The following is a 20,042-nucleotide window of genomic DNA, read 5'->3' as shown; positions in this document are numbered from 1 at the left end:
GTCGCAGCCCCGACCCGCGGCCACGAGCGGGGGCTCCTATCTTTTTAGTGCCCTCGGATTGGGTCATAGTGTCTGTCCGCGCCAAAACATCGGCGTTGCCATGGCCCAGATGCGGCACTTGGGGACGTTCCTTTTGTGCCGGCACTTGGGGACGTTCCTTGCAGCAATCTGTCGATTGAACGTCGTTGTGTGTTCACGCTATCATGTAAGTTTAAAATTGGTTAGCCATGGCAAACGGTTAGCCATGGTGAACATAAATACAACGCCCTGCGGGCGCCGGGGGAGGAACACGGACGTGAAGCTCGATACACTCGAGATTGGAAAGGACGCCGTTGTCGCATCGGTGGCATCGGACGATCAGGCACTCCGACAGCATATTTTGGACATGGGTCTAACGCCGGGCACCGAAGTCACCATGATGAAGTACGCCCCCATGGGTGACCCGCTCGAGATCCGCCTGCGTGGCTACGAGTTGACACTGCGTAAGGACGATGCCGCTCGCATCGAGCTCGTGGGTATTCACGACACCGATACAGGTCCGCGCGCTAACGCCGCAATCGGCACGACGGAGCATCCGGCGCTGGGCGAGGGGACGTATTCGCCCCGTGCGGCAAAGACGGCCGTGCCCGAGGGCGCGCCGCTGCACTTTGCCCTCGCCGGCAACCAAAACTGCGGCAAGACCACGTTATTCAACCAGCTGACGGGCTCCAACCAGCACGTCGGTAACTTTCCTGGCGTGACGGTCGACCGCAAGGACGGCACAATCCGTAACCATCCCGAGGCAAGCGTTACCGACCTGCCCGGCATTTACTCCCTGTCGCCGTACACAGGCGAGGAGGTCGTGAGCCGTCAGTTCATCCTCGACGAGCATCCCGACGCCATCATCGACATCATCGACGCCACCAACATCGAGCGCAATCTGTACCTAACGCTGCAGCTTATGGAGCTCGACCGTCCCATGGTCATTGCGCTCAACATGATGGACGAGGTGACGACCAACGGCGGCGCCATCGATGTCAACCTGCTCGAGAGTCTGTTGGGCGTGCCTGTTGTCCCCATTAGCGCTGCCCGCAACGAGGGTATCGGCGAGCTGGTGGATCATGCCTTGCACGTGGCGCGGTTCCGCGAGCGCCCCGGCCGTCTGGACTTTTGCGCGCCCGACGGTCCGGACGGCGGCGCGCTGCATCGATGCATCCACGGCATTGCCAACCTGATCGAGGACCATGCCGTGACGGCGCACATCCCAGTGCGCTTTGCGGCGACCAAGCTGGTTGAGGGCGACGAGCTGGTGACCGAGGCGCTTCACCTGGACCGCAACGAGCTCGACGCTATCGAGCACATCATCACCCAGATGGAGGGCGAGGCCGGCACCGACCGCCTATCTGCGCTGGCCGATATGCGTTTTAGCTTTATCGGCGACGTGTGCGGGCGTTGCGTCGTCAAGCCGCACGAGAGCCGCGAGCACGTGCGCTCCGTCAAGATTGACCGCATCCTGACAGGTCGTTACACAGCCATTCCGGCGTTTCTGGTGATCATGGGCCTCGTCTTTTGGCTGACGTTTGGCGTGATCGGCGCGGCGTTGCAGGGACTCATGGAGGACGGTATCGCTACCATCATCGCCTCGGCCGATGCAGGCCTCAAGGCGTTCGGTACCAACGACGTGGTGCGCTCGCTGGCTGTCGACGGCGTGCTTACGGGTGTGGGCAGCGTGCTGACCTTTCTGCCGATTATCGTCGTGCTCTTTTTGTTCCTCTCCATTCTGGAAGACTCCGGATACATGGCGCGCGTGGCCTTTGTCATGGATAAGGTGCTGCGTCGCTTTGGCCTGTCGGGCCGCAGCTTCGTGCCCATGCTCGTCGGTTTTGGCTGCACCGTGCCGGCTATCATGTCGACCCGTACGCTCCCATCCGAGCACGACCGCAAGATGACGGTCATGCTCACGCCGTTTATGAGCTGCTCAGCCAAGTTGCCTGTTTACGGCTTGCTGTGCGGGGCGTTTTTCCCGCAGGCGACGGTCCCCGCCATGGTCTCGCTCTATCTGATCGGTATCGTGGTCGGCTGCATCGCGGCTTTGGTGCTCAACCGCACTGCATTTAAGGGCGACCCGGTGCCGTTTATCATGGAGCTTCCCAATTACCGCCTGCCGAGCGTCAAGACGACGGTGATGCTGGCATGGGATAAGGCTAAGGACTTCATCACCAAGGCCTTTACCATTATCTTTGCCGCGACCGTGGTCATCTGGTTCCTTCAGACGTTCGACATCCGCTTTAACGTGGTCGCCGATCAGTCGCAAAGCCTGCTTGCGGGCCTCGGCAGCATCATCGCGCCGGCGCTGGCGCCGCTTGGCTTTGGCGATTGGCGCGCATCCACGGCGCTCGTCACCGGACTTATCGCCAAGGAGAGTGTCATCTCGACCCTCACCGTGCTTTTGGGCGCGACCTCGCCCGCGGCACTGTCGACCATGTTTTCGCCGTTTACCGCTTACGTGTTCCTGGTCTTTACGTTGCTGTACCCGCCCTGCGTGGCGGCCATCGGCGCCGTCAGGAGCGAGTTGGGCGCACGCTATGCCGTTGCCGTGTTCGCGTTTCAAGTGACGGTCGCCTGGATCGTGGCGTTTGTCGTGCATTCGGCGGGCATATTACTGGGGTTGGCTTAGTTATTTATTGACGGCGCAACCTCTGTGTATCGAATTGTTTCGGTCCCGTGTCCGTTACTGACGGATGCGGGACCGTTGCTATATAATCGCCTCCGCTCAAAATGATTGGAGATGTTATATATGAGTCAGGCAAGGCAAGACGGCATCACGCTCAGGCAGTGGCTCCCACTCGTCGGGCTCACCTGCTGTGCGTTCGTGTTCAACACGTCGGAGTTTATGCCCATCGGCCTTTTGACTGATATCGCCGCGTCGTTCTCGCTCACCGAGGCCCAGGCGGGCATCATGATCTCGGTCTATGCCTGGGGCGTCATGCTGCTGTCGTTGCCGCTCATGGTGTTCGCTTCGCGTTTCGAGTTTAAGCGGATGCTGCTGGGCGTGCTTGCCGTGTTCTCGCTCGGTCAGTTCCTGTCCGCTGTGGCGCCGACCTATCCCATCCTGGTCTGCGCGCGCCTGGTGGTCGCTTGCGCACATGCCGTGTTCTGGTCAGTCGCCTCGATTATGGCCTCGCGCCTGGTCGACACTCGCCACGGCGCGCTCGCCATCAGCATGATCGCTACGGGCTCGTCCATCGCGCAAATCTTTGGCCTGCCTCTCGGTCGCGCCATTGGCTTGGCCGTGGGCTGGCGCATGACGTTTGCCGTGGTCGGGGGCCTCTCAGCCATCGCGGCCGTCTACCAGGCAGCGGTGTTCCCGGCCATGCCGGCGGGTGAGCGCTTTACCGTCAGACAGCTGCCCGAGCTGCTCAAGAACCCGCTCCTCATCGCGCTCTACGCAGTCACGGTCTTCATGGCGACCGGCTATTACGCAAGCTACAGCTATATCGAGCCTTTCCTGGCTCAGGTCGCCCATGTCGACGCAAGCGCTATCACCATGACGCTGACGGCGTTCGGCTGCTCCGGTCTGCTCGGAAGCTGGCTGTTCGGCCGCCTGTTCGATGGGCATCGCTTCCCGTTCTTGGCTATCACGCTCTCCGGCGTGCCGGTGGCCCTGCTGCTCATGGGGCCGGCCGCATCGTCGCTCGTGACAGTGCTTGCCGTCTGCGCACTGTGGGGTTGCTGCGCCACGGCCTTTAACGTGGCGTTTCAGGCCGAGCTCATCAAGCACACGCCGGCAGATTCGTCGGCCGTCGCCATGTCGATCTTCTCGGGCCTGTTTAATCTGGGCATTGGCACGGGTACCGCGATCGGCGGAGCCGTGGTTTCGGGTCCCGGTATCGCCTGGATCGGCTTCGCGGGCGGGTCGATTGCCGTCGTGGGCGTCATCCTCGCTATCACGGTGATGTTCCCGGCCATACGCCGCGCAAAGTCTGTCGCCTAATCACGTTTCCTCATCAGTTGCGGTGGAATAGTTCCTGTTTAAGGCCTCTGAAGGTCCAAGCAGGAACTATTTCACCGCAACTTATTTTGGGGAAGAGGATACAAGCTGGGCATACAATGAATGTCGTTGTGTTGAGCTTACCGGGAGGTTGCTATGTGGGCATACGAGACGACGTTCTATCAGATCTATCCGCTGGGCTTTTGCGGAGCTCCGCGCGAAAACGCCGCCCCCGTTGCCGAGGATGAACTATCCCAAGCTGCCGTTGCCGCGCCCAACCCCGATGCTCCCATTATGAAAATCGCCCAATGGGCCGACTACCTGCAAGAGCTCGGCATCGGTGCTGTGCTCATCAATCCGCCGCTCGAGTCTGATAGCCATGGCTACGACACGCGCAGCCTGCGCCATATAGACCGTCGCCTGGGTGGGGATGCCGACTTTGCCGCCGTGTGCGAGACGCTGCATGCCCACGGCATTCGCGTGGTGCTCGATGCCGTCTTTAACCACGTCGGTCGCGGCTTTTGGGCCTTCCGCGATGTGCAGGAGCACAAGTGGGACTCGCCCTACAAGGATTGGTTCCACATCAGCTTTGACGGCGACTCGTGCTATGGCGATGGCTTTTGGTACGAGGGCTGGGAGGGCCATTTTGAGCTTGTGAAGCTCAACCTGCAAAATCCCGCCGTGGTCGATTACCTGCTTGAGTCCGTGCGTCGCTGGGCCGAGGTCTTTGGCGTCGACGGCCTGCGCTTGGACGTTGCCTATATGCTCGACCGCGACTTCATGCGCCGCCTGCACGCCTTTACCCGTGAGCTCAAGCCCGACTTTGTGCTGATCGGCGAGACGCTCCACGGCGACTACAACCAGATCGTCAGCGACGAAATGCTCGACTCCTGCACCAACTACGAGTGCTACAAGGGCCTGTACTCCAGCTTTAATTCGGTCAACATGTTCGAGATCGCGCACTCGCTGCACCGTCAGTTTGGCGGTGACCCGTGGTGCATCTACCGCGGCAAACACCTGCTGTCGTTTGTCGACAACCACGACGTGCCGCGCCTAGCAAGCATCCTCACCGACAAGTCGTGCCTGCGTCCCGCCTATGGCATGCTCTTTGGCATGCCGGGCATCCCGTGCGTCTACTACGGCAGCGAGTGGGGGATTGCCGGCGAAAAGGGCGGTCCCGATGGCGACTGGGCGCTGCGGCCTGCGCTCGATAAGCCTGCGCCCAACGAGCTGACGACCTTCATCAAGCAGCTCGCGCACCTGCGCTCGACCGACGACGCGGCGGCCCGTGCTCTCAACTACGGCGCGTACCGCAACGTGGTGATACAGAACAAGCAGCTGCTGTTCGAGCGCGCCTGCGATGACGCGACGGTACTCGTGGCGGTCAATGCCGTGAACGAGCCCTATACCTTCACCGCCGGCGAGCTCAACGGTTCCTTCGTCGACCTGCTTGCCGACGACGTGCCCACGGTCGAGCTGCCGGGCTCCCTTGAACTTGCGCCCTATGAGGTGCGTTATCTGCTGAGGGTCTAGCTCGTGGCCGCGACGGACGAGGGCTATCAACATATTGAGCATGGGTTTGAGCCCGTGTTTGACGAGCGCTCGCGCGTTTTGGTGCTGGGGTCGTTTCCCTCGGTGCTCTCGCGCGCCAATGCCTTCTACTATGGCAATCCGCAGAACCGCTTTTGGCGCGTGATAGCCGCATGCCTCGGTGTGTCCGTGCCGCCCAACGAGGGCGACCTTTTGGCAGGCAGTGAGCCTGCGACGCTCGATGCCTCGATTGCCGCCAAGCGCTCCATGCTGCTTAACGGCGGCGTGGCCCTGTGGGACGTGATCGGGAGCTGCGACATCAAGGGCTCGAGTGACGCGAGCATTCGCAACGTTGTGCCGGCACATATCGAGCGCATTGCGGGCAATGCGCCTATTGAGCAGGTGGTATGCAACGGAGGTACGGCGGGGCGCCTCTATAAGCGCTATCTACAGGAGCGGACAGGCCTGCCCGCTGTCGTATTGCCGTCAACTAGTCCCGCTAACGCGGCGTGGCGCCTAGAGCGTCTTGTTGGGCGCTGGCGCGAGGCCGTTGACTGGGGCGCTCGCTAATTTAGATATCTGATTGGGCACGGGCGCCGAGGCGTTTGATGATGGCGCGCCAGATTAGTGCGGGCACAGCGGGCCTAGCGCGCACCATGCCGTCGGCATCGACGCTACCGGCATTGCCACCGCCAAGCAGCTGCGCATGCTCAATGGAGCAGCCCATGCGCACAGCGCCCACAAGCTTATCCATCGCTTCTGAAAGTGGTCGACGCAAGAGACCCATACGCGGGGAGTGGCGAAGCGCCGCAATACCGCTGTCGGCACAGACGACAACGCCGCCACACCACAATTGGTCAAGGCGCTCACATGCCTCGTGCAGACGAACGGCGGTCCCGCGCGCCTGCTTAGCGCCCTCTTGTGCGGCTCGAATCGCGGCATAGACGCGCGTTCCCGTACCGCCAAAGCGCTCAAGCGCCTGCTCGATAGCTGTCAACGTCTCATCGTCAGCCACATCTTCAATGGCTAGCACGATGCCATCGACTGCACCGGCATCATCCGCTTCCAAATCGATCGGGCGGGGGAGCGTGGTGCCAGAAAGCTGTGCATAGGCCGCGATGGCATCCTGGAGGTCCCAAAGCAAAAACTCAAGATCGGCGCTATCGGGAATGCTGATATACGCAATGGTCTGCAACGTTTTTGGTACATCGCCGCGCGCGATCGTCTCCATGCCGCCTCCTTTCCGGTTGGTTTCCGTTTAGGTTACACCGTCTGGCGGCGCCTCGCCGCGCTATCCTAGTGCAACCCTTACGAAAGGAACGCCATGCGCCTGCCCATGAATACTTCGCTTGCCACGCTCAAGCCCTCCGGCATCCGTCGGATTAACGCGCTCGCTGCCCAGCACCCAGGGTGCATCGCGCTTGCGCTCGGCGAGCCCGATTTTCCCACGCCCGACGTGATTAGCGCCGAGGTGACCGCCGCGCTGGACCGCGGTGACACGCATTATCCGCCCAACAACGGTCGCCCTGCCCTGCGCGAGGCGCTGTCCGCATATATGGGCGACGCGGGCCTTTCGTTTTCTGCTGACGAGGTCATCCTGACCGATGGTGCGACTGAGGCCCTGTCGGCTACGTTTATGGCTATGCTCAATCCAGGCGACGAGGTCATCATCCCCACGCCGGCCTTTGGCCTGTACGAGAGCATCGTCGTTGCCAACCACGCCAAAGCGGTCTTTTTGGATACGGAGCCCGCGCAATTTCAGATTGACGAGGAAGCGCTTCGCGCCTGCGTGACCCCGGCGACCAAGGCCATCGTTATCTGCTCGCCCAACAATCCCACGGGCTGCATTCTCAACGCGGCATCGCTCGACGCCGTGGCGCGCGTAGCGGAGCAGGCGGGCATCTACGTAGTCTGCGACGACGTATACAACCGTCTGGTCTATGTGGATGGCTACGAGCGATTTGCCCAGCGCCACCAGGAGCTGCGCGAGCAGACGGTCATCATCGAGAGCTTCTCCAAGCCCTGGGCCATGACCGGCTGGCGCTTGGGTTGGCTCGCAGCCGCAGCCCCCGTCATCGCCGAGATTGCCAAGGCTCACCAATACCTAGTATCGAGCGCCGTCTCCTTTGAGATGGACGCCGCAGCGCGAGCCCTGACCGTCGACCCAACCCCCATGCTCAAAGTCTACCGAGCCCGCCGCGAACGCGTGCTCGCAGCCTTAAACGCCATGGGCCTCGACGTGGTAGAGCCGGCAGGCGCCTTCTACGCCTTCCCCAGCATCAAACAGTATGGCCTAACCAGCGAAGACTTCTGCATCAAAGCCATCGAAGAGGCCAACGTAGCCCTAGTCCCCGGAGACTGCTTCGGCACCGAAGGCCACATCCGCTTAAGCTACTGCGTCTCCGACAAAGACCTAGACGAAGGCCTCCACCGCCTATCCACCTTCGTCTCAACCCTATAGTCATCAGGGACGCAACACATCAGTCCACCGACATAAGGGTTATGCGTGGGGCGTGCCGGTCAACGGCAACCCTGGCTGCCCCAAAGTCACCGCAGGCCGCGCCGCCGAAGGCCGGGCGCAAGGTTTTCGTAGATTCCGCACGAGCCGGAAAGCACTTAATGTGCTTTCCGAGCGAGCCCAGGACCTGACCGAGCGAAAACCTTGCGCCCGGCCTTCGGCGGCGCGACCGGATGGTGGAATTGTGTGCAGCCCGGTTTTCCGTTGACCGACGCCGGGGTCCCCGCCATAATACTTTCGGTTCACGCACGAATCCGCTGCCAGAGACAGCCGGTGCAAACGGGCATTGCCCGCGAGCTTAATGGGATATCCCGCCAGCCGAGGTGGTCGAGTAGATATGTCTTCTCGCCCCCGTCGCTCATGCAGCGCGGGGGCTTTCTTTTTGGACATGCCCCCGTCACGTCCTTGTGGCGGACCGTGCCCGGAAAGAATTCGAGGAGGTGTAATTCATGCCCCAGCAGTACAAAATCGACAAGGTTGCAGAGATCGAGTCCCGTATCGCCGAGAACGCCGGTCTGTTCGTCGTCAACTACAACGGTCTGACGGTTAAGCAGGCTCAGGAGCTGCGTCATCAGCTTCGCGAGTGCGGCGCCGAGATGAAGGTCTACAAGAACAACCTGGTCAAGATCGCTCTCAAGAACCAGGAGCAGCCCGAGCTCGACGAGATCCTCGCCGGCCCCGTCGCTTATGTGTTCTACGAGACCGAGCCGGTCGAGGCCGCTAAGACCCTTAAGGACTTCTCCGCTAAGTCCAAGGGCGTCCTTGAGATCAAGGGCGGTATCTCCGACGGCAAGGCCGTTTCCGCTGATGATGTTAAGGCTATCGCCGAGCTGCCCACCAAGGATCAGCTTCTCGGCCAGATTGCCGGTCTCATCTCCGGTTTCGCTCGCGACATCGCTGTCTGCGTCAACGGCGTTTCCTCTGGTCTCGCTCGTTCGATCCAGCAGGTCTCCGAGCAGAAGGCAGCCTAGTTGCTGTTTTCACCCGCGGCGGCAACGCCGCACCCCTGGCGCGTTCGCGCCGTGTTTTAACTGATCTCCGTGCACAGACACGGAAACCGAAAGGACTTAGAAATGGCTAAGCTTACCACCGATGAGATCATCGATGCTCTTAAGGAAATGACCCTTCTCGAGGCTTCCGAGCTCGTTAAGGCTATCGAGGACACCTTCGGCGTTTCCGCCGCTGCTCCTGCCGCCGTTGTCGCCGCTCCCGCTGCTGGCGCTGCTGAGGCCGAGGAGAAGACCGAGTTTGACGTCGTGCTCGAGGGCTTCGGCGACAACAAGATCCAGGTCATCAAGGCCGTCCGTGAGCTCACCAATCTTGGCCTGAAGGAGGCCAAGGAGGTCGTCGAGGGCGCTCCCAAGGCTGTTCTCGAGGGTGCCAAGAAGGAGGACGCCGAGGCTGCCAAGGAGAAGCTCGAGGCTGCTGGCGCTGCTGTCACCCTCAAGTAATCAGGCTTTCTCGCCAGATTTCTTTGCAGACGGGGCTCGCTATGCGAGTCCCGTCTTTTTTGTTTTGGCCCCTCATTCCCATTGCTCGGCACGCAGAACACCGTTGTCTTCGCCGTGCCAATCCCATTACCGCTGGGGCGTAAAATTGCGCCATTCGGGCAATAATTTGCGTTGACCTGCTGAAGAATTGCGTTTGCCTTACGGCGACGTATGTCTCCGGCGGTAAGATACTTCAGTATCGCAATTTGGTCTGCGGCCGCTGTGCCGCACGCACAGGGCGCACTCTGCGCCTGCGAAAGGATCCTTGAATAACATGAAGGCAATCATTCCCGCCGCCGGTCTTGGTACGCGTTTTCTGCCTGGCACTAAGTGCACGCCCAAAGAGATGCTGCCGGTGCTCGACAAGCCGGTCATTCAGTATGTCGTTGAGGAGGCACTCGACCCCGAGGAGGTCGACGACGCCATCATCGTTACCTCTCCCGGTAAGCCCGAGCTGCTGAGCTACTTCCAGCCCGACCGCTCGCTCGAGAACCTGCTGCGCGAGCGCGGCAAGAACGCCTATGCCGATGCCGTCGCCCACGCTGGCGGTATGCCGGTCGACTTCCGCTATCAGTACGAGCCCAAGGGCCTCGGCCATGCTATCCGCTCTGCTGCCGACGCCGTGGCAGGGGAGAACTTCCTGGTTCTTCTGGGCGACTACGTTGTGCCTAACCGTGACATTTGCGACAAGATGCTCGCCGTTTCCAAGGAGCACGGCGGCGCTTCGGTTATCGCCGTTGCTGCTTGCTCGCCCGAGGAGGTCAGCCGCTACGGCGTTATCGCCGGCGATCGCGTTGGCTCGCTCGAGGGCTTCGAGAATGCTGCCGACGACGAGCCCGGTGCCGTTTGGCGCATCGGCGGTCTGGTCGAGAAGCCTGCTCCCGAGGCGGCTCCGTCCAACCTGTACATCGTCGGTCGCTACCTGCTGAGCCCGTTGGTCATGGACCTGCTCGCCGATCAGCAGGCCGGCAAGGGCGGCGAGATCCAGCTTACCGACGCCATGGCCCGCTCGCTCGACCGCGAGGCCATGTACGCCGTCGTCATCGACCCGCTCTCGGGCTACGATACCGGCACCCCGTCTGGCTGGATGGCCACCAATGCCCTCATGGCCGCAAGCGATCCTCGCTTTGCCGGCGCCTTCTGGGACGCCATCGACGAGCGCGGCGGTTTGATGCGCAAGTAAGCCTTCGGGCATCAACATTTACGGGTGCGGACTTCGGTCTGCACCCGTTTTTTATAAGAGCTGCGATTGCCGGCTCCCTGTTCACAGAAAATATATGAACAGGTGTTCGATACATACCTATCTACCTGCACCTTTTCTGTTGAAAAACTTTGCTACTCCAAAAACTTAATCGCGTCAAGGCTTTTCTTGCTCAACGGTCGGTACCTGATAAACTATTAGGTTGCGATAACTGGCGAAGCCATGCCTCGCCAATCCACCGAGCATTTCCGTGAAGGAGGAAAAACCTGGTGACCTACGCATACACTGCCACTGAGCGCAAGCGCGTCAGCTTCGGGAAAATCCCGGAGGCCATGGAGCTCCCCAACCTTATCTCTGTTCAAAGGGAATCCTTTGAGCGTTTTAAGGACGAGGGCCTTCGTGAGGCGTTCAAGGAATCCAGCCCCATCCAGAGCCAGAACCATGTTCTCGAGGTTACCTTCGGCGAGCATCAGTTTGGCGATCCCGCGCACACCGTCGAGGAGTGCCGCGAGAAGGACATGACCTATCAGGCTCCGCTTCTGACCGACGTCCGTCTCACCAACAAGGAGACCGGCGAGATCAAGGAGCAGCTCGTCTTTATGGGCGACTTCCCCATGATGACCGATCAGGGCACCTTTATCATCAACGGTACCGAGCGTATCGTCGTCTCGCAGCTCGTCCGTTCCCCGGGCGTGTACTACAGCTCCGAGATGGATTCGGGCAAGCAGATCTACAAGGCTCAGATCATCCCGTCCCGCGGTGCCTGGCTCGAGTTTGAGGTCGACAAGCGCGACCAGCTCATGGTCTCCATCGACCGTAAGCGCAAGCAGAGCGCCACGATGTTCCTGCGCGCCCTTGGCATCGCCGTCACCAACGACGACATCATCGAGCTGCTCGGCAACTCCGATGTGATCAAGCGCACCCTCGAGCGCGATACCGCCCTCACCCGCGAGGATGCTCTCATCGAGATCTACCGTCGCCTGCGCCCGGGCGAGCCTCCCACCGTGGACGCTTCCCGCAGCCTGCTCGAGGGCCTGCTCTTTAACCCGCAGCGCTACGATCTGGCCCGCGTCGGTCGCTACAAGGTCAACAAGAAGCTCAACCTCACCACCGAGGAAGAGGTCACGGTGCTCACCGACGAGGATATCGTCGCGACGTTGCGCTACCTGCTGTCCCTCGCTGCCGGCGAGCAGGGCTTCAAGGTCGACGACATCGACCACTTTGGCAACCGCCGCATCCGCACCGTCGGCGAGCTCGTCGCCAATCAGTTCCGTATCGGCATGAGCCGTATGGAGCGCGTCGTCCGCGAGCGCATGAGCTCCCAGGACATCGACGAGATCACCCCGCAGTCGCTCATCAACATCCGCCCGATCGTGGCCTCCATCAAGGAGTTCTTCGGTTCCTCGCAGCTCTCGCAGTTCATGGACCAGGCGAACCCCCTGACCGGTCTGACCCACAAGCGCCGTCTGTCCGCACTCGGCCCTGGCGGTCTTGCCGGCCACAAGTCGGGCTCCAGCCGCCGCACCAACGTGCCGACGGCCGTCCGCGACGTTCACAACTCGCACTACAGCCGCATGTGCCCGATCGAGACCCCCGAAGGCCCCAACATCGGCCTGATCGGCTCGCTCGCCCTTTACGCCCGCGTTAACGAGTATGGCTTCATCGAGGCCCCGTTCCGTCGTGTCGAGAACGGCGTTGCTACCGACCAGATCGACTGGATGACCGCTGACGAGGAAGAGAAGCACGTCATCGCGCCGGCCAACACGCCGCTCGATCCCAAGACCAACGAGTTCATCACGACCGATGCCGAGGGCAAAATCGTCCGTCCGCACACCGTGATCGCCCGTACCCGCGACTTCGACGGCTCCTTCGGCGCTCCCGCCGACGTGCCTGTCGAGGACGTCGACTACATGGACGTCTCGCCTCGTCAGATGCTCTCCGTCGCAGCCACGCTGATCCCGTTCCTCGAGCACGACGACGCCAAGCGTACGCTCATGGGCGCTAACATGCAGCGTCAGGCCGTGCCGCTGGTTCACCCCGCCGCTCCCTATGTCGGTACCGGCATGGAGCGTCGCGCCGCCCTGGACTCTGGCGAGGTCACCCTGGCCAAGAACGCCGGCGAGGTCATCTTTGCCGACGCCTCCAAGATTATCGTCAAGCACGCTGGCGGCATGGACGAGTATCACCTGGCCAAGTACCAGCGCTCCAACCAGTCCACCTGCATCAACCACCGTCCGCTCGTGCGCGTCGGTGACACCGTTGAGCAGGGCGAGCCTCTGGCCGACGGTCCTTCGACCGATCATGGCGAGCTCGCACTGGGTCAGAACCTCACCGTGGCATACATGCCGTGGGAAGGCTTTAACTACGAGGACGGTATCGTCGTGTCCGAGCGCCTGGTGGCCGAGGACCTGCTGACGACCATCAACATCACCCGTCACGAGATCGACGCCCGCGACACCAAGCTCGGTCCCGAGGAGATCACCCGCGAGATCCCGAACCTCTCCGAGGACATGCTTGCCAACCTCGACGAGGACGGCATCATCCGCATCGGCGCCGAGGTCGGCCCTGGCGACATCCTGGTCGGCAAGGTCACGCCTAAGGGCGAGAGTGCTCTGACCGCCGAGGAGCGCCTGCTGCGCGCCATCTTCGGTGCCAAGGCTCACGATGTTCGCGACACCTCCCTTAAGATGCCTCACGGCGCTTATGGCCGCGTCATCGACGTCGTCCGCTTTAGCCGCGAGAACGGCGACGACCTGGCCCCCGGCGTCAACGAGCAGGTGCGCGTCTACGTCGCCCAGCGTCGTAAGATCCAGCAGGGCGATAAGATCGCCGGTCGCCACGGCAACAAGGGCGTTATCTGTAACGTTCTGCCGGTCGAGGACATGCCCTACATGGCTGACGGTACTCCGATCGACGTTATCCTCAACCCGCTGGGCGTTCCTTCGCGTATGAACGTCGGCCAGCTGCTCGAGTGCCACCTTGGCTGGGCTGCTGCCTGCGGTTGGGATACCGAGGATGCCGACTCCGACAAGTATGTTCCCGGTCCGTTCTTCGTCTCGACGCCCGTCTTCGACGGCGCCAAGGAGGACGAGATCGCCGAGGTCATCCGTCGTGCCAACAAGAACATGCTCAACAAGGCCACCGCTGCCTTTGGCGATCACATGCGCCCCGAGTTTGTCACCCAGCTTGACGAGCGCGGCAAGACCCGTCTGTTCGACGGCCGCACCGGCGAGGAGTTCCGCGAGCCCATTACCGTGGGTACGTCCTACATCCTCAAGCTCGGCCACATGGTCGACGACAAGATTCATGCCCGTTCGACCGGCCCTTACAGCCTGGTTACCCAGCAGCCGCTGGGCGGCAAGGCTCAGTTCGGCGGCCAGCGCTTCGGCGAGATGGAAGTTTGGGCACTGTACGCATACGGTGCTTCCAACGTCCTGCAGGAGATCCTGACCGTCAAGTCCGACGATACCGTGGGCCGCGTCAAGACCTACGAGTCCATCGTCAAGGGCGAGAACGTCCCGGTTCCGGGTATCCCCGAGTCCTTCAAGGTTCTCGTCAAGGAGATCCGTTCCCTCGCGCTGGACATCGAGCCCATGCACGATGCCGACGAGGACGCCTCCGCCCCTGTGACCGCCGAGGAGACCTCCGCTCTCGACGACCTGGCTGCGCTCGCCGGCGTTGACGCCGACGTCGAGGCCCAGGATTCCGAGACCGCCGAGGCACCCGAGGCTGTCGCCGCCACGACCACTGATAAGGAGTAGTTGACTGTGGCAGATTTCGAAGCTACTGATTTTGACTCGGTAAAGATCTCCCTTGCCTCCGCCGACCAGATCCGTTCCTGGTCGCACGGTGAGGTCAAGAAGCCGGAGACCATCAATTACCGTACCCTCAAGCCCGAGAAGGACGGCCTGTTCTGCGAGAAGATCTTCGGTCCCGCCAAGGACTGGGAGTGCTCCTGCGGCAAGTACAAGGGCATCCGCTTTAAGGGCATCGTCTGCGAGCGCTGCGGCGTCGAGGTCACCTCGGCCAAGGTGCGTCGCGACCGCATGGGTCACATTGAGCTCGCCGCTCCTGTGTCCCACATCTGGTACTTCAAGAGCCCCACGAGCTTCCCGATGAGCCGTATGCTCGACATCAAGTCCAAGGACCTCGAGAAGGTTCTGTACTTTGCCAGCTACATCATCACCGAGGTCGACTACGAGGCTCGCGAGGCCGACGCTGACGACCTGCGCGAGGAGCTCGCCGCCGATCTGGAAGAGATCGATGCTGAGTGCGCCCGCCAGATCGAGTCCCTCAAGGAGCAGGGCAACCCCGAGAACTTTGACGAGTTCTCCGACGAGGAGCCGCTGACCCCCGAGGAGATTGCCTCCGGCATCGTCGACATCGAGGAAGAGTGCAAGGACGAGAAGCAGCTCCGCACGGACGCCTTCAACGCCTTCATGAAGCTCTCCGAGCGCGACCTCATCTCCGATGAGCCGCTGTTCCGCGAGATGACCCGTTACTACTCCATGTACTTCAAGGGTGGCATGGGTGCCGAGGCCGTCCGCGACCTGCTCGCTGCCATCGACCTCCCCTCCGAGGCCGAGAAGCTCAAGGCCATCATCGCCGACGAGGACTCCCAGAAGCAGAAGCGCGAGAAGGCCGTTAAGCGCCTCGAGGTCGTTGACGCCTTCCTGAAGGGCGGCAACAGCCCCGCGAACATGATCCTGGACGTCATTCCGGTCATTCCGCCCGATTTGCGCCCGATGGTCCAGCTTGACGGTGGCCGCTTCGCCGCGTCCGACCTCAACGACCTGTACCGTCGCGTGATCAACCGTAACAACCGACTCAAGCGCCTGCTCGACCTGGACGCCCCTGCGATCATCGTGAATAACGAGAAGCGCATGCTCCAGGAGTCCGTGGACGCCCTGTTCGACAACGGCCGTCGTGGTCGCCCGGTCTCTGGCCGTGGCGGTCGCCCGCTCAAGTCGCTCGCCGAGGCCCTCAAGGGCAAGCAGGGTCGTTTCCGTCAGAACCTGCTGGGCAAGCGTGTCGACTACTCCGGCCGTTCGGTAATCGTTACCGACCCCAAGCTGCTGCTGCACCAGTGCGGTCTGCCCAAGACCATGGCGCTGGAGCTCTTCAAGCCCTTCGTCATGAAGCGCCTGGTCGAGCTTGGCAAGGTCGAGAACATCAAGGGCGCCAAGCGCGCTATCGACCGCGGTGCCACCTTTGTGTGGGATATCCTCGAAGAGGTCATCGACGGCCGCGTCGTGCTGCTCAACCGTGCACCGACCCTGCACCGTCTGTCCATCCAGGCCTTTGAGCCGGTGCTGGTCGAGGGCAAGGCTATCCACCTGCACCCGCTGGTCTGCTCGCCCTTCAACGCCGACTTCGACGGCGACCAGATGTCTGTCCACGTGCCGCTGTCCAGCCAGGCTCAGGCCGAGGCCCGCGTGCTCATGCTCTCTGCGAACAACCTGCGCTCGCCGGCATCCGGCAAGCCGGTCAACATCCCTTCGCAGGACATGATCATCGGTGTGTACTACCTCACCCAGGTTCGCGAGGGTCTGCCGGGCGAGAACCACGTGTTCTCGAGCTTCGACGACGCGCTGCACGCCTATGACTGCCGCTCCGAGGTCGACATGCAGGCCAAGATCCAGGTCCGCGTGTCCGCTGCCGATGCCAATGTCATCAACGAGGACGGCACCCGTATCTTCCGCGTCAAGAACGGCAAGAACGAGTTTGTCGACTACGACGTCACCGGCAACAAGACCGCGCGCTTCGAGACTTCTATCGGCCGCATCATCTTCAACCGCCAGTGCCTGCCCGAAGACTATGAGTTCATGAACTACAAGATGGTCAAGGGCGATGTGGCCAAGCTGGTTGCGGACTGCTGCGATCGTTACCCCGAGGCCAAGGTCGGCCCGATCCTCGACGCCATCAAGTACTCCGGCTTCCACTACGCTACCCGCGCCGGCCTCACCATCTCGGTGTGGGACGCTCTCATCCCTGCCGAGAAGCAGGAGCTGCTCGACCGCGCCCAGGCCAACGTCGACCAGATCAACGAGTACTTCGAGGAGGGCTTCATCAACGAGACGGAGCGCCACATCGAAGTCGTTAACGAGTGGACCGCTTGTACCGATAAGGTTGCAGCGCTCATGCTCGACATGTTCGACGAGGAGAACCCGCTGTACATGATGGCCGACTCCGGCGCCCGTGGTTCTAAGACCCAGCTGCGTCAGCTCGGCGGCATGCGTGGCCTGATGGCAGACATGTCCGGCGAGACGATCGACCTTCCCATTAAGGCGAACTTCCGCGAGGGCCTGCTGCCGCTTGAGTACTTCATTTCGACCTACGGCGCCCGTAAGGGCCTGGTCGATACCGCATCCCACACCTCGGACTCTGGTTACCTGACCCGTCGTCTGGTCGACGTGGCCCAGGACGTCATCGTCCGCGAGGAGGACTGCGGTACGCACGAGGGCGTCACCTACAACCTCATCATCCCCGGCACCACCGACCTCAACACCGACCTTGTCGGCCGTTGCTTCATCGAGGACGTCGTGGCTCCCGATGGCACCGTACTCTTTGAGCAGGACGGCTACATCGAGAAGGTCGCCGACATCCAGAAGATGGTCGATGCCGGCCTTAAGAAGGTCAAGCTCCGCGCGCTGCTCACCTGCCGCTCCAAGTACGGCGTTTGCCAGAAGTGCTACGGCTGGGATCTTTCCACTCGTCGTCCGGTCGCCATCGGTACCGCCGTCGGCATTATTGCCGCCCAGTCCATCGGCGAGCCCGGTACGCAGCTTACGATGCGTACCATTCACTCCGGCGGCGTCGCTGGCGTCGACGATATTACGCAGGGTCTGCCTACGGTCAGCCGTATGTTCGATATCGTCGGCAACGTCAACGAGAAGATTCTGGGTCGCGAGGCCGAGCTGGCTCCGTACTCCGGTCACCTCTCGATTAAGCCCGAGAAGTCCGAGTACGTGCTGACGCTCACCGACTCCGAGGATCACACCCGTGTCCTCGACGAGCGTCGCGTCCCCGCTTCGGTGCGCTTCATGCCTGAGATCGAGGACGGCTGCGAGGTTCGCGCCGGCGACCAGATCACCAAGGGCTTCGTCAACTTCCGCAACCTGCGCAAGCTGACCGACATCGAGTCGACGATGCACACCTTCGTCGAGAGCGTCAAGGACGTCTACACCAGCCAGGGCGTCGACCTGAACGACAAGCACATCGAGGTGCTCGCACGTCAGATGCTGCGTCGCGTTCAGATCACCAACCCCGGCGACTCCAAGTACCTGCTTGGTCAGTACGTCGACCGCTACGAGTTTGCCGACGAGGTCGAGCGCGTTGCCCGTCTAGGCGGTCAGGCTCCCGTGGCTGAGCCCGTCATCCTGGGTACGCTCAAGGTCGCGTCCAACATCGACTCCTGGCTGTCGAGCGCTTCGTTCATCCGTACCGCTGGCGTCCTTACCGAGGCTGCCATCGAGGGCAAGGTCGACCACCTGCTCGACCTTAAGTCCAACGTCATCGTCGGTAAGAAGATCCCGGCCGGTACCGGCCTCAAGCCGTACGCCAACGCCAAGCTGACGTATCGCACGGCCGACGGCTACGTGGACATCGACGGCCCGGCTTCGCCCAACGCCAAGTCGCTGCCCGAGTGGGCTCCGGTTGAGCTCAAGGACCTGGACGAGCAGCTCCCGCAGCAGCTCGACTGGGCCGGCTACGACGAGTTTGGTGGTGCTGACGGTTCGTTCACCCGCAACGGCCACACCATCTCCGCCGAGAAGGCTCGCCTGTACCTGTTCGACGACCTGGGCGTGTCGCAGCGCTGGACCAACAAGTTCAGCGAGGTCGGCATCGAGACGGTCGGCGACCTGGTCGGCAAGTCCGAGGAGGATCTGCTGCGCATCGATGGCATCGGTGCCAAGGCGATCGAGGAGCTCCGTGATGGCCTGGAGGCCCACGACCTGCTCTACATCCTCGAGAACAACGACGACGTTGCCGACGAGGAAGACCTCTCGCAGCTGCTGCAGATGGTCTTTAGCCCCGACGGTCCGGACGACATCCTGCTGGGTACCTCCGCTCCGACGCATCACGCTGACGCCGACGAGGAGCTCCTGGGCGCCCCGATCGACGACAAGAAGGCTCCCGCCAACGGTGCGATCAACGAGGACATGGCTTCCCTCGACGAGCTGCTCAACCAGCTCGTGGACACCGACGACGCCGAAGAGGCCAAGGACAACGACGAGGAGTAACTAGTTCCGCCGTTCTAACGAACGGCGGCGACCTCCGTCGCTGCGCAGCCCCCAGAGCTACAATCTGTCATTCAAAAGGCAGGGCATGACCAAAAGGTCAATGCCCTGCCTTTTTCATGCCACCTTGTACGCTCTGGGGGCCGCTCGCTTATGCGCGCTCAACCTGTTGCGTTTCGTTAACCCCTTGGGGACGGAGGAAAACGGATCATTTTGAGGTGCGATTTCGGAAGTATGCGTCAAAATCTTGATGGGTCGACCACACCGCATATGCTCAAGCGCTCTACCTGCAGGTTTGTTATCGCAAAACCCCTGTGCGCTCAGCAAGATCAAAATTTGCCGCATACTTCCGAAGACGCCGCCGATTTCCATGCGACAGATGAGAGCAGATCAACGCTGGAGCGCGACGTTTCCCCAGATAAAACCGACCAAAATAAACCTGTTCCTATTTGGAAGGGAACGTTGCCCCGACAAGCACGTCGGATTCCCGGCCCGGTCCGGGAATCCGCCCACGCGCACAGCAGAAGGGATTCCTTTTGTGTAGGCTTTGCGGAAATGTGCCAATTTTGGGATACGCCCGGCGGCGTGGTCTGTTGACGGCACAGCTAACGCCACGTATCCTATCGAACTGCGTGTTTCGTAGGGGGATGCTGACCCCTCGATTCAAGCCGTTGCACTTTACAGAAAGCTGGAATCATTCGAGAAGGAGTACGCTTTGCCTACTATTAACCAGCTGGTTCGCCAGGGCCGTCGTTCCGTGCCCAAGAAGTCCAAGAACGCTGCTCTGCAGCACAACTCCCAGAAGCGCGGCGTGTGCACCCGCGTCTTCACCACGAGCCCCAAGAAGCCGAACTCGGCTCTTCGTAAGGTTGCCCGTGTTCGCCTTGTCAACGGCATCGAAGTTACTGCTTACATCCCGGGTGAGGGCCACAACCTGCAGGAGCACTCCATCGTGCTCGTCCGCGGCGGTCGTGTCCGTGACCTCCCTGGTGTCCGTTATCACGTCATCCGTGGCGCCTACGACGCTGCTCCGGTCCAGAACCGTATGCAGGCCCGTTCCAAGTACGGTGCTAAGCGCCCCAAGGCCAAATAA

12 protein-coding genes are annotated in these 20,042 nt (G+C 61.5%); 11 read left to right on the top strand and 1 reads right to left on the bottom strand.

The window, feature by feature from the left end; genetic code table 11:
- Positions 1–244: 244 nt before the first annotated feature.
- The 4 genes from feoB (at position 245) to ACESWY_RS08600 (ending at position 6,070) form a co-directional block, all read left to right on the top strand.
- Positions 245–2,656 carry a ferrous iron transport protein B gene (gene feoB / locus ACESWY_RS08615; RefSeq protein ID WP_373094057.1) on the top strand — a complete coding sequence of 804 codons (2,412 nt, stop codon included), beginning with the start codon at positions 245–247 and terminating at the stop codon, positions 2,654–2,656.
- 120 nt (positions 2,657–2,776) lie between these two features.
- Positions 2,777–3,973, top strand: a complete 1,197-nt coding sequence (locus ACESWY_RS08610) for an MFS transporter (RefSeq protein ID WP_346979492.1) — start codon at positions 2,777–2,779, stop codon at positions 3,971–3,973.
- A gap of 153 nt (positions 3,974–4,126) precedes the next feature.
- On the top strand, positions 4,127–5,503 hold the full coding sequence (locus ACESWY_RS08605; RefSeq protein ID WP_373094055.1) for an alpha-amylase family glycosyl hydrolase: 1,377 nt from the start codon (positions 4,127–4,129) through the stop codon (positions 5,501–5,503).
- Positions 5,504–5,506: 3 nt separating this feature from the next.
- Complete coding sequence (locus ACESWY_RS08600) at positions 5,507–6,070, top strand: DNA-deoxyinosine glycosylase (protein WP_195568931.1); 564 nt, start codon at positions 5,507–5,509, stop codon at positions 6,068–6,070.
- A gap of 1 nt (position 6,071) precedes the next feature.
- Here ACESWY_RS08600 and ACESWY_RS08595 read toward each other — a convergent pair whose 3' ends face one another.
- Positions 6,072–6,731, bottom strand: coding sequence for a hypothetical protein (locus ACESWY_RS08595; RefSeq protein ID WP_373094053.1), 660 nt, complete (start codon positions 6,729–6,731; stop codon positions 6,072–6,074).
- A gap of 93 nt (positions 6,732–6,824) precedes the next feature.
- On the opposite strand from ACESWY_RS08595, the gene ACESWY_RS08590 reads away from it, so the two are divergent.
- The 7 genes from ACESWY_RS08590 (at position 6,825) to rpsL (ending at position 20,042) form a co-directional block, all read left to right on the top strand.
- Positions 6,825–7,961, top strand: a complete 1,137-nt coding sequence (locus ACESWY_RS08590; protein WP_373094051.1) for a pyridoxal phosphate-dependent aminotransferase — start codon at positions 6,825–6,827, stop codon at positions 7,959–7,961.
- 506 nt (positions 7,962–8,467) lie between these two features.
- Positions 8,468–8,989 carry a 50S ribosomal protein L10 gene (gene rplJ, locus ACESWY_RS08585; protein WP_117646079.1) on the top strand — a complete coding sequence of 174 codons (522 nt, stop codon included), beginning with the start codon at positions 8,468–8,470 and terminating at the stop codon, positions 8,987–8,989.
- Positions 8,990–9,091: 102 nt separating this feature from the next.
- A complete protein-coding gene (rplL, locus tag ACESWY_RS08580) occupies positions 9,092–9,469 on the top strand; it encodes a 50S ribosomal protein L7/L12 (RefSeq protein ID WP_006235005.1) in 378 nt (125 codons plus the stop codon).
- 313 nt (positions 9,470–9,782) lie between these two features.
- On the top strand, positions 9,783–10,691 hold the full coding sequence (locus ACESWY_RS08575; RefSeq protein ID WP_373094048.1) for a UTP--glucose-1-phosphate uridylyltransferase: 909 nt from the start codon (positions 9,783–9,785) through the stop codon (positions 10,689–10,691).
- Positions 10,692–10,978: 287 nt separating this feature from the next.
- Positions 10,979–14,470 (top strand): DNA-directed RNA polymerase subunit beta, encoded by a 3,492-nt coding sequence (gene rpoB / locus ACESWY_RS08570; protein WP_443984554.1) that lies wholly within the window; start codon positions 10,979–10,981, stop codon positions 14,468–14,470.
- 6 nt (positions 14,471–14,476) lie between these two features.
- A complete protein-coding gene (locus tag ACESWY_RS08565) occupies positions 14,477–18,952 on the top strand; it encodes a DNA-directed RNA polymerase subunit beta' (RefSeq protein WP_172677957.1) in 4,476 nt (1,491 codons plus the stop codon).
- Between the two features lie 712 nt (positions 18,953–19,664).
- Positions 19,665–20,042 (top strand): 30S ribosomal protein S12, encoded by a 378-nt coding sequence (gene rpsL, locus ACESWY_RS08560; protein ID WP_006235012.1) that lies wholly within the window; start codon positions 19,665–19,667, stop codon positions 20,040–20,042.

The organism is Collinsella aerofaciens ATCC 25986 (genome assembly GCF_964237925.1).
GTDB lineage: Bacteria > Actinomycetota > Coriobacteriia > Coriobacteriales > Coriobacteriaceae > Collinsella > Collinsella aerofaciens_BJ.
Note: the sequence above shows the minus strand (reverse complement) of the source record. Positions and strands in the feature narration are given on the sequence as shown.

What these genes read in the sequence shown, in the direction of transcription:
- rplL (WP_006235005.1), top strand. Translation starts at nt 9,092, where the DNA reads ATGGCTAAGCTTACCACCGATGAGATCATCGATGCTCTTAAGGAAATG.
- feoB (WP_373094057.1), top strand. Translation starts at nt 245, where the DNA reads ATGGTGAACATAAATACAACGCCCTGCGGGCGCCGGGGGAGGAACACG.
- ACESWY_RS08590 (WP_373094051.1), top strand. Translation starts at nt 6,825, where the DNA reads ATGCGCCTGCCCATGAATACTTCGCTTGCCACGCTCAAGCCCTCCGGC.
- rplJ (WP_117646079.1), top strand. Translation starts at nt 8,468, where the DNA reads ATGCCCCAGCAGTACAAAATCGACAAGGTTGCAGAGATCGAGTCCCGT.
- ACESWY_RS08595 (WP_373094053.1), bottom strand. Translation starts at nt 6,731, where the DNA reads ATGGAGACGATCGCGCGCGGCGATGTACCAAAAACGTTGCAGACCATT.
- ACESWY_RS08610 (WP_346979492.1), top strand. Translation starts at nt 2,777, where the DNA reads ATGAGTCAGGCAAGGCAAGACGGCATCACGCTCAGGCAGTGGCTCCCA.
- ACESWY_RS08605 (WP_373094055.1), top strand. Translation starts at nt 4,127, where the DNA reads ATGTGGGCATACGAGACGACGTTCTATCAGATCTATCCGCTGGGCTTT.
- ACESWY_RS08575 (WP_373094048.1), top strand. Translation starts at nt 9,783, where the DNA reads ATGAAGGCAATCATTCCCGCCGCCGGTCTTGGTACGCGTTTTCTGCCT.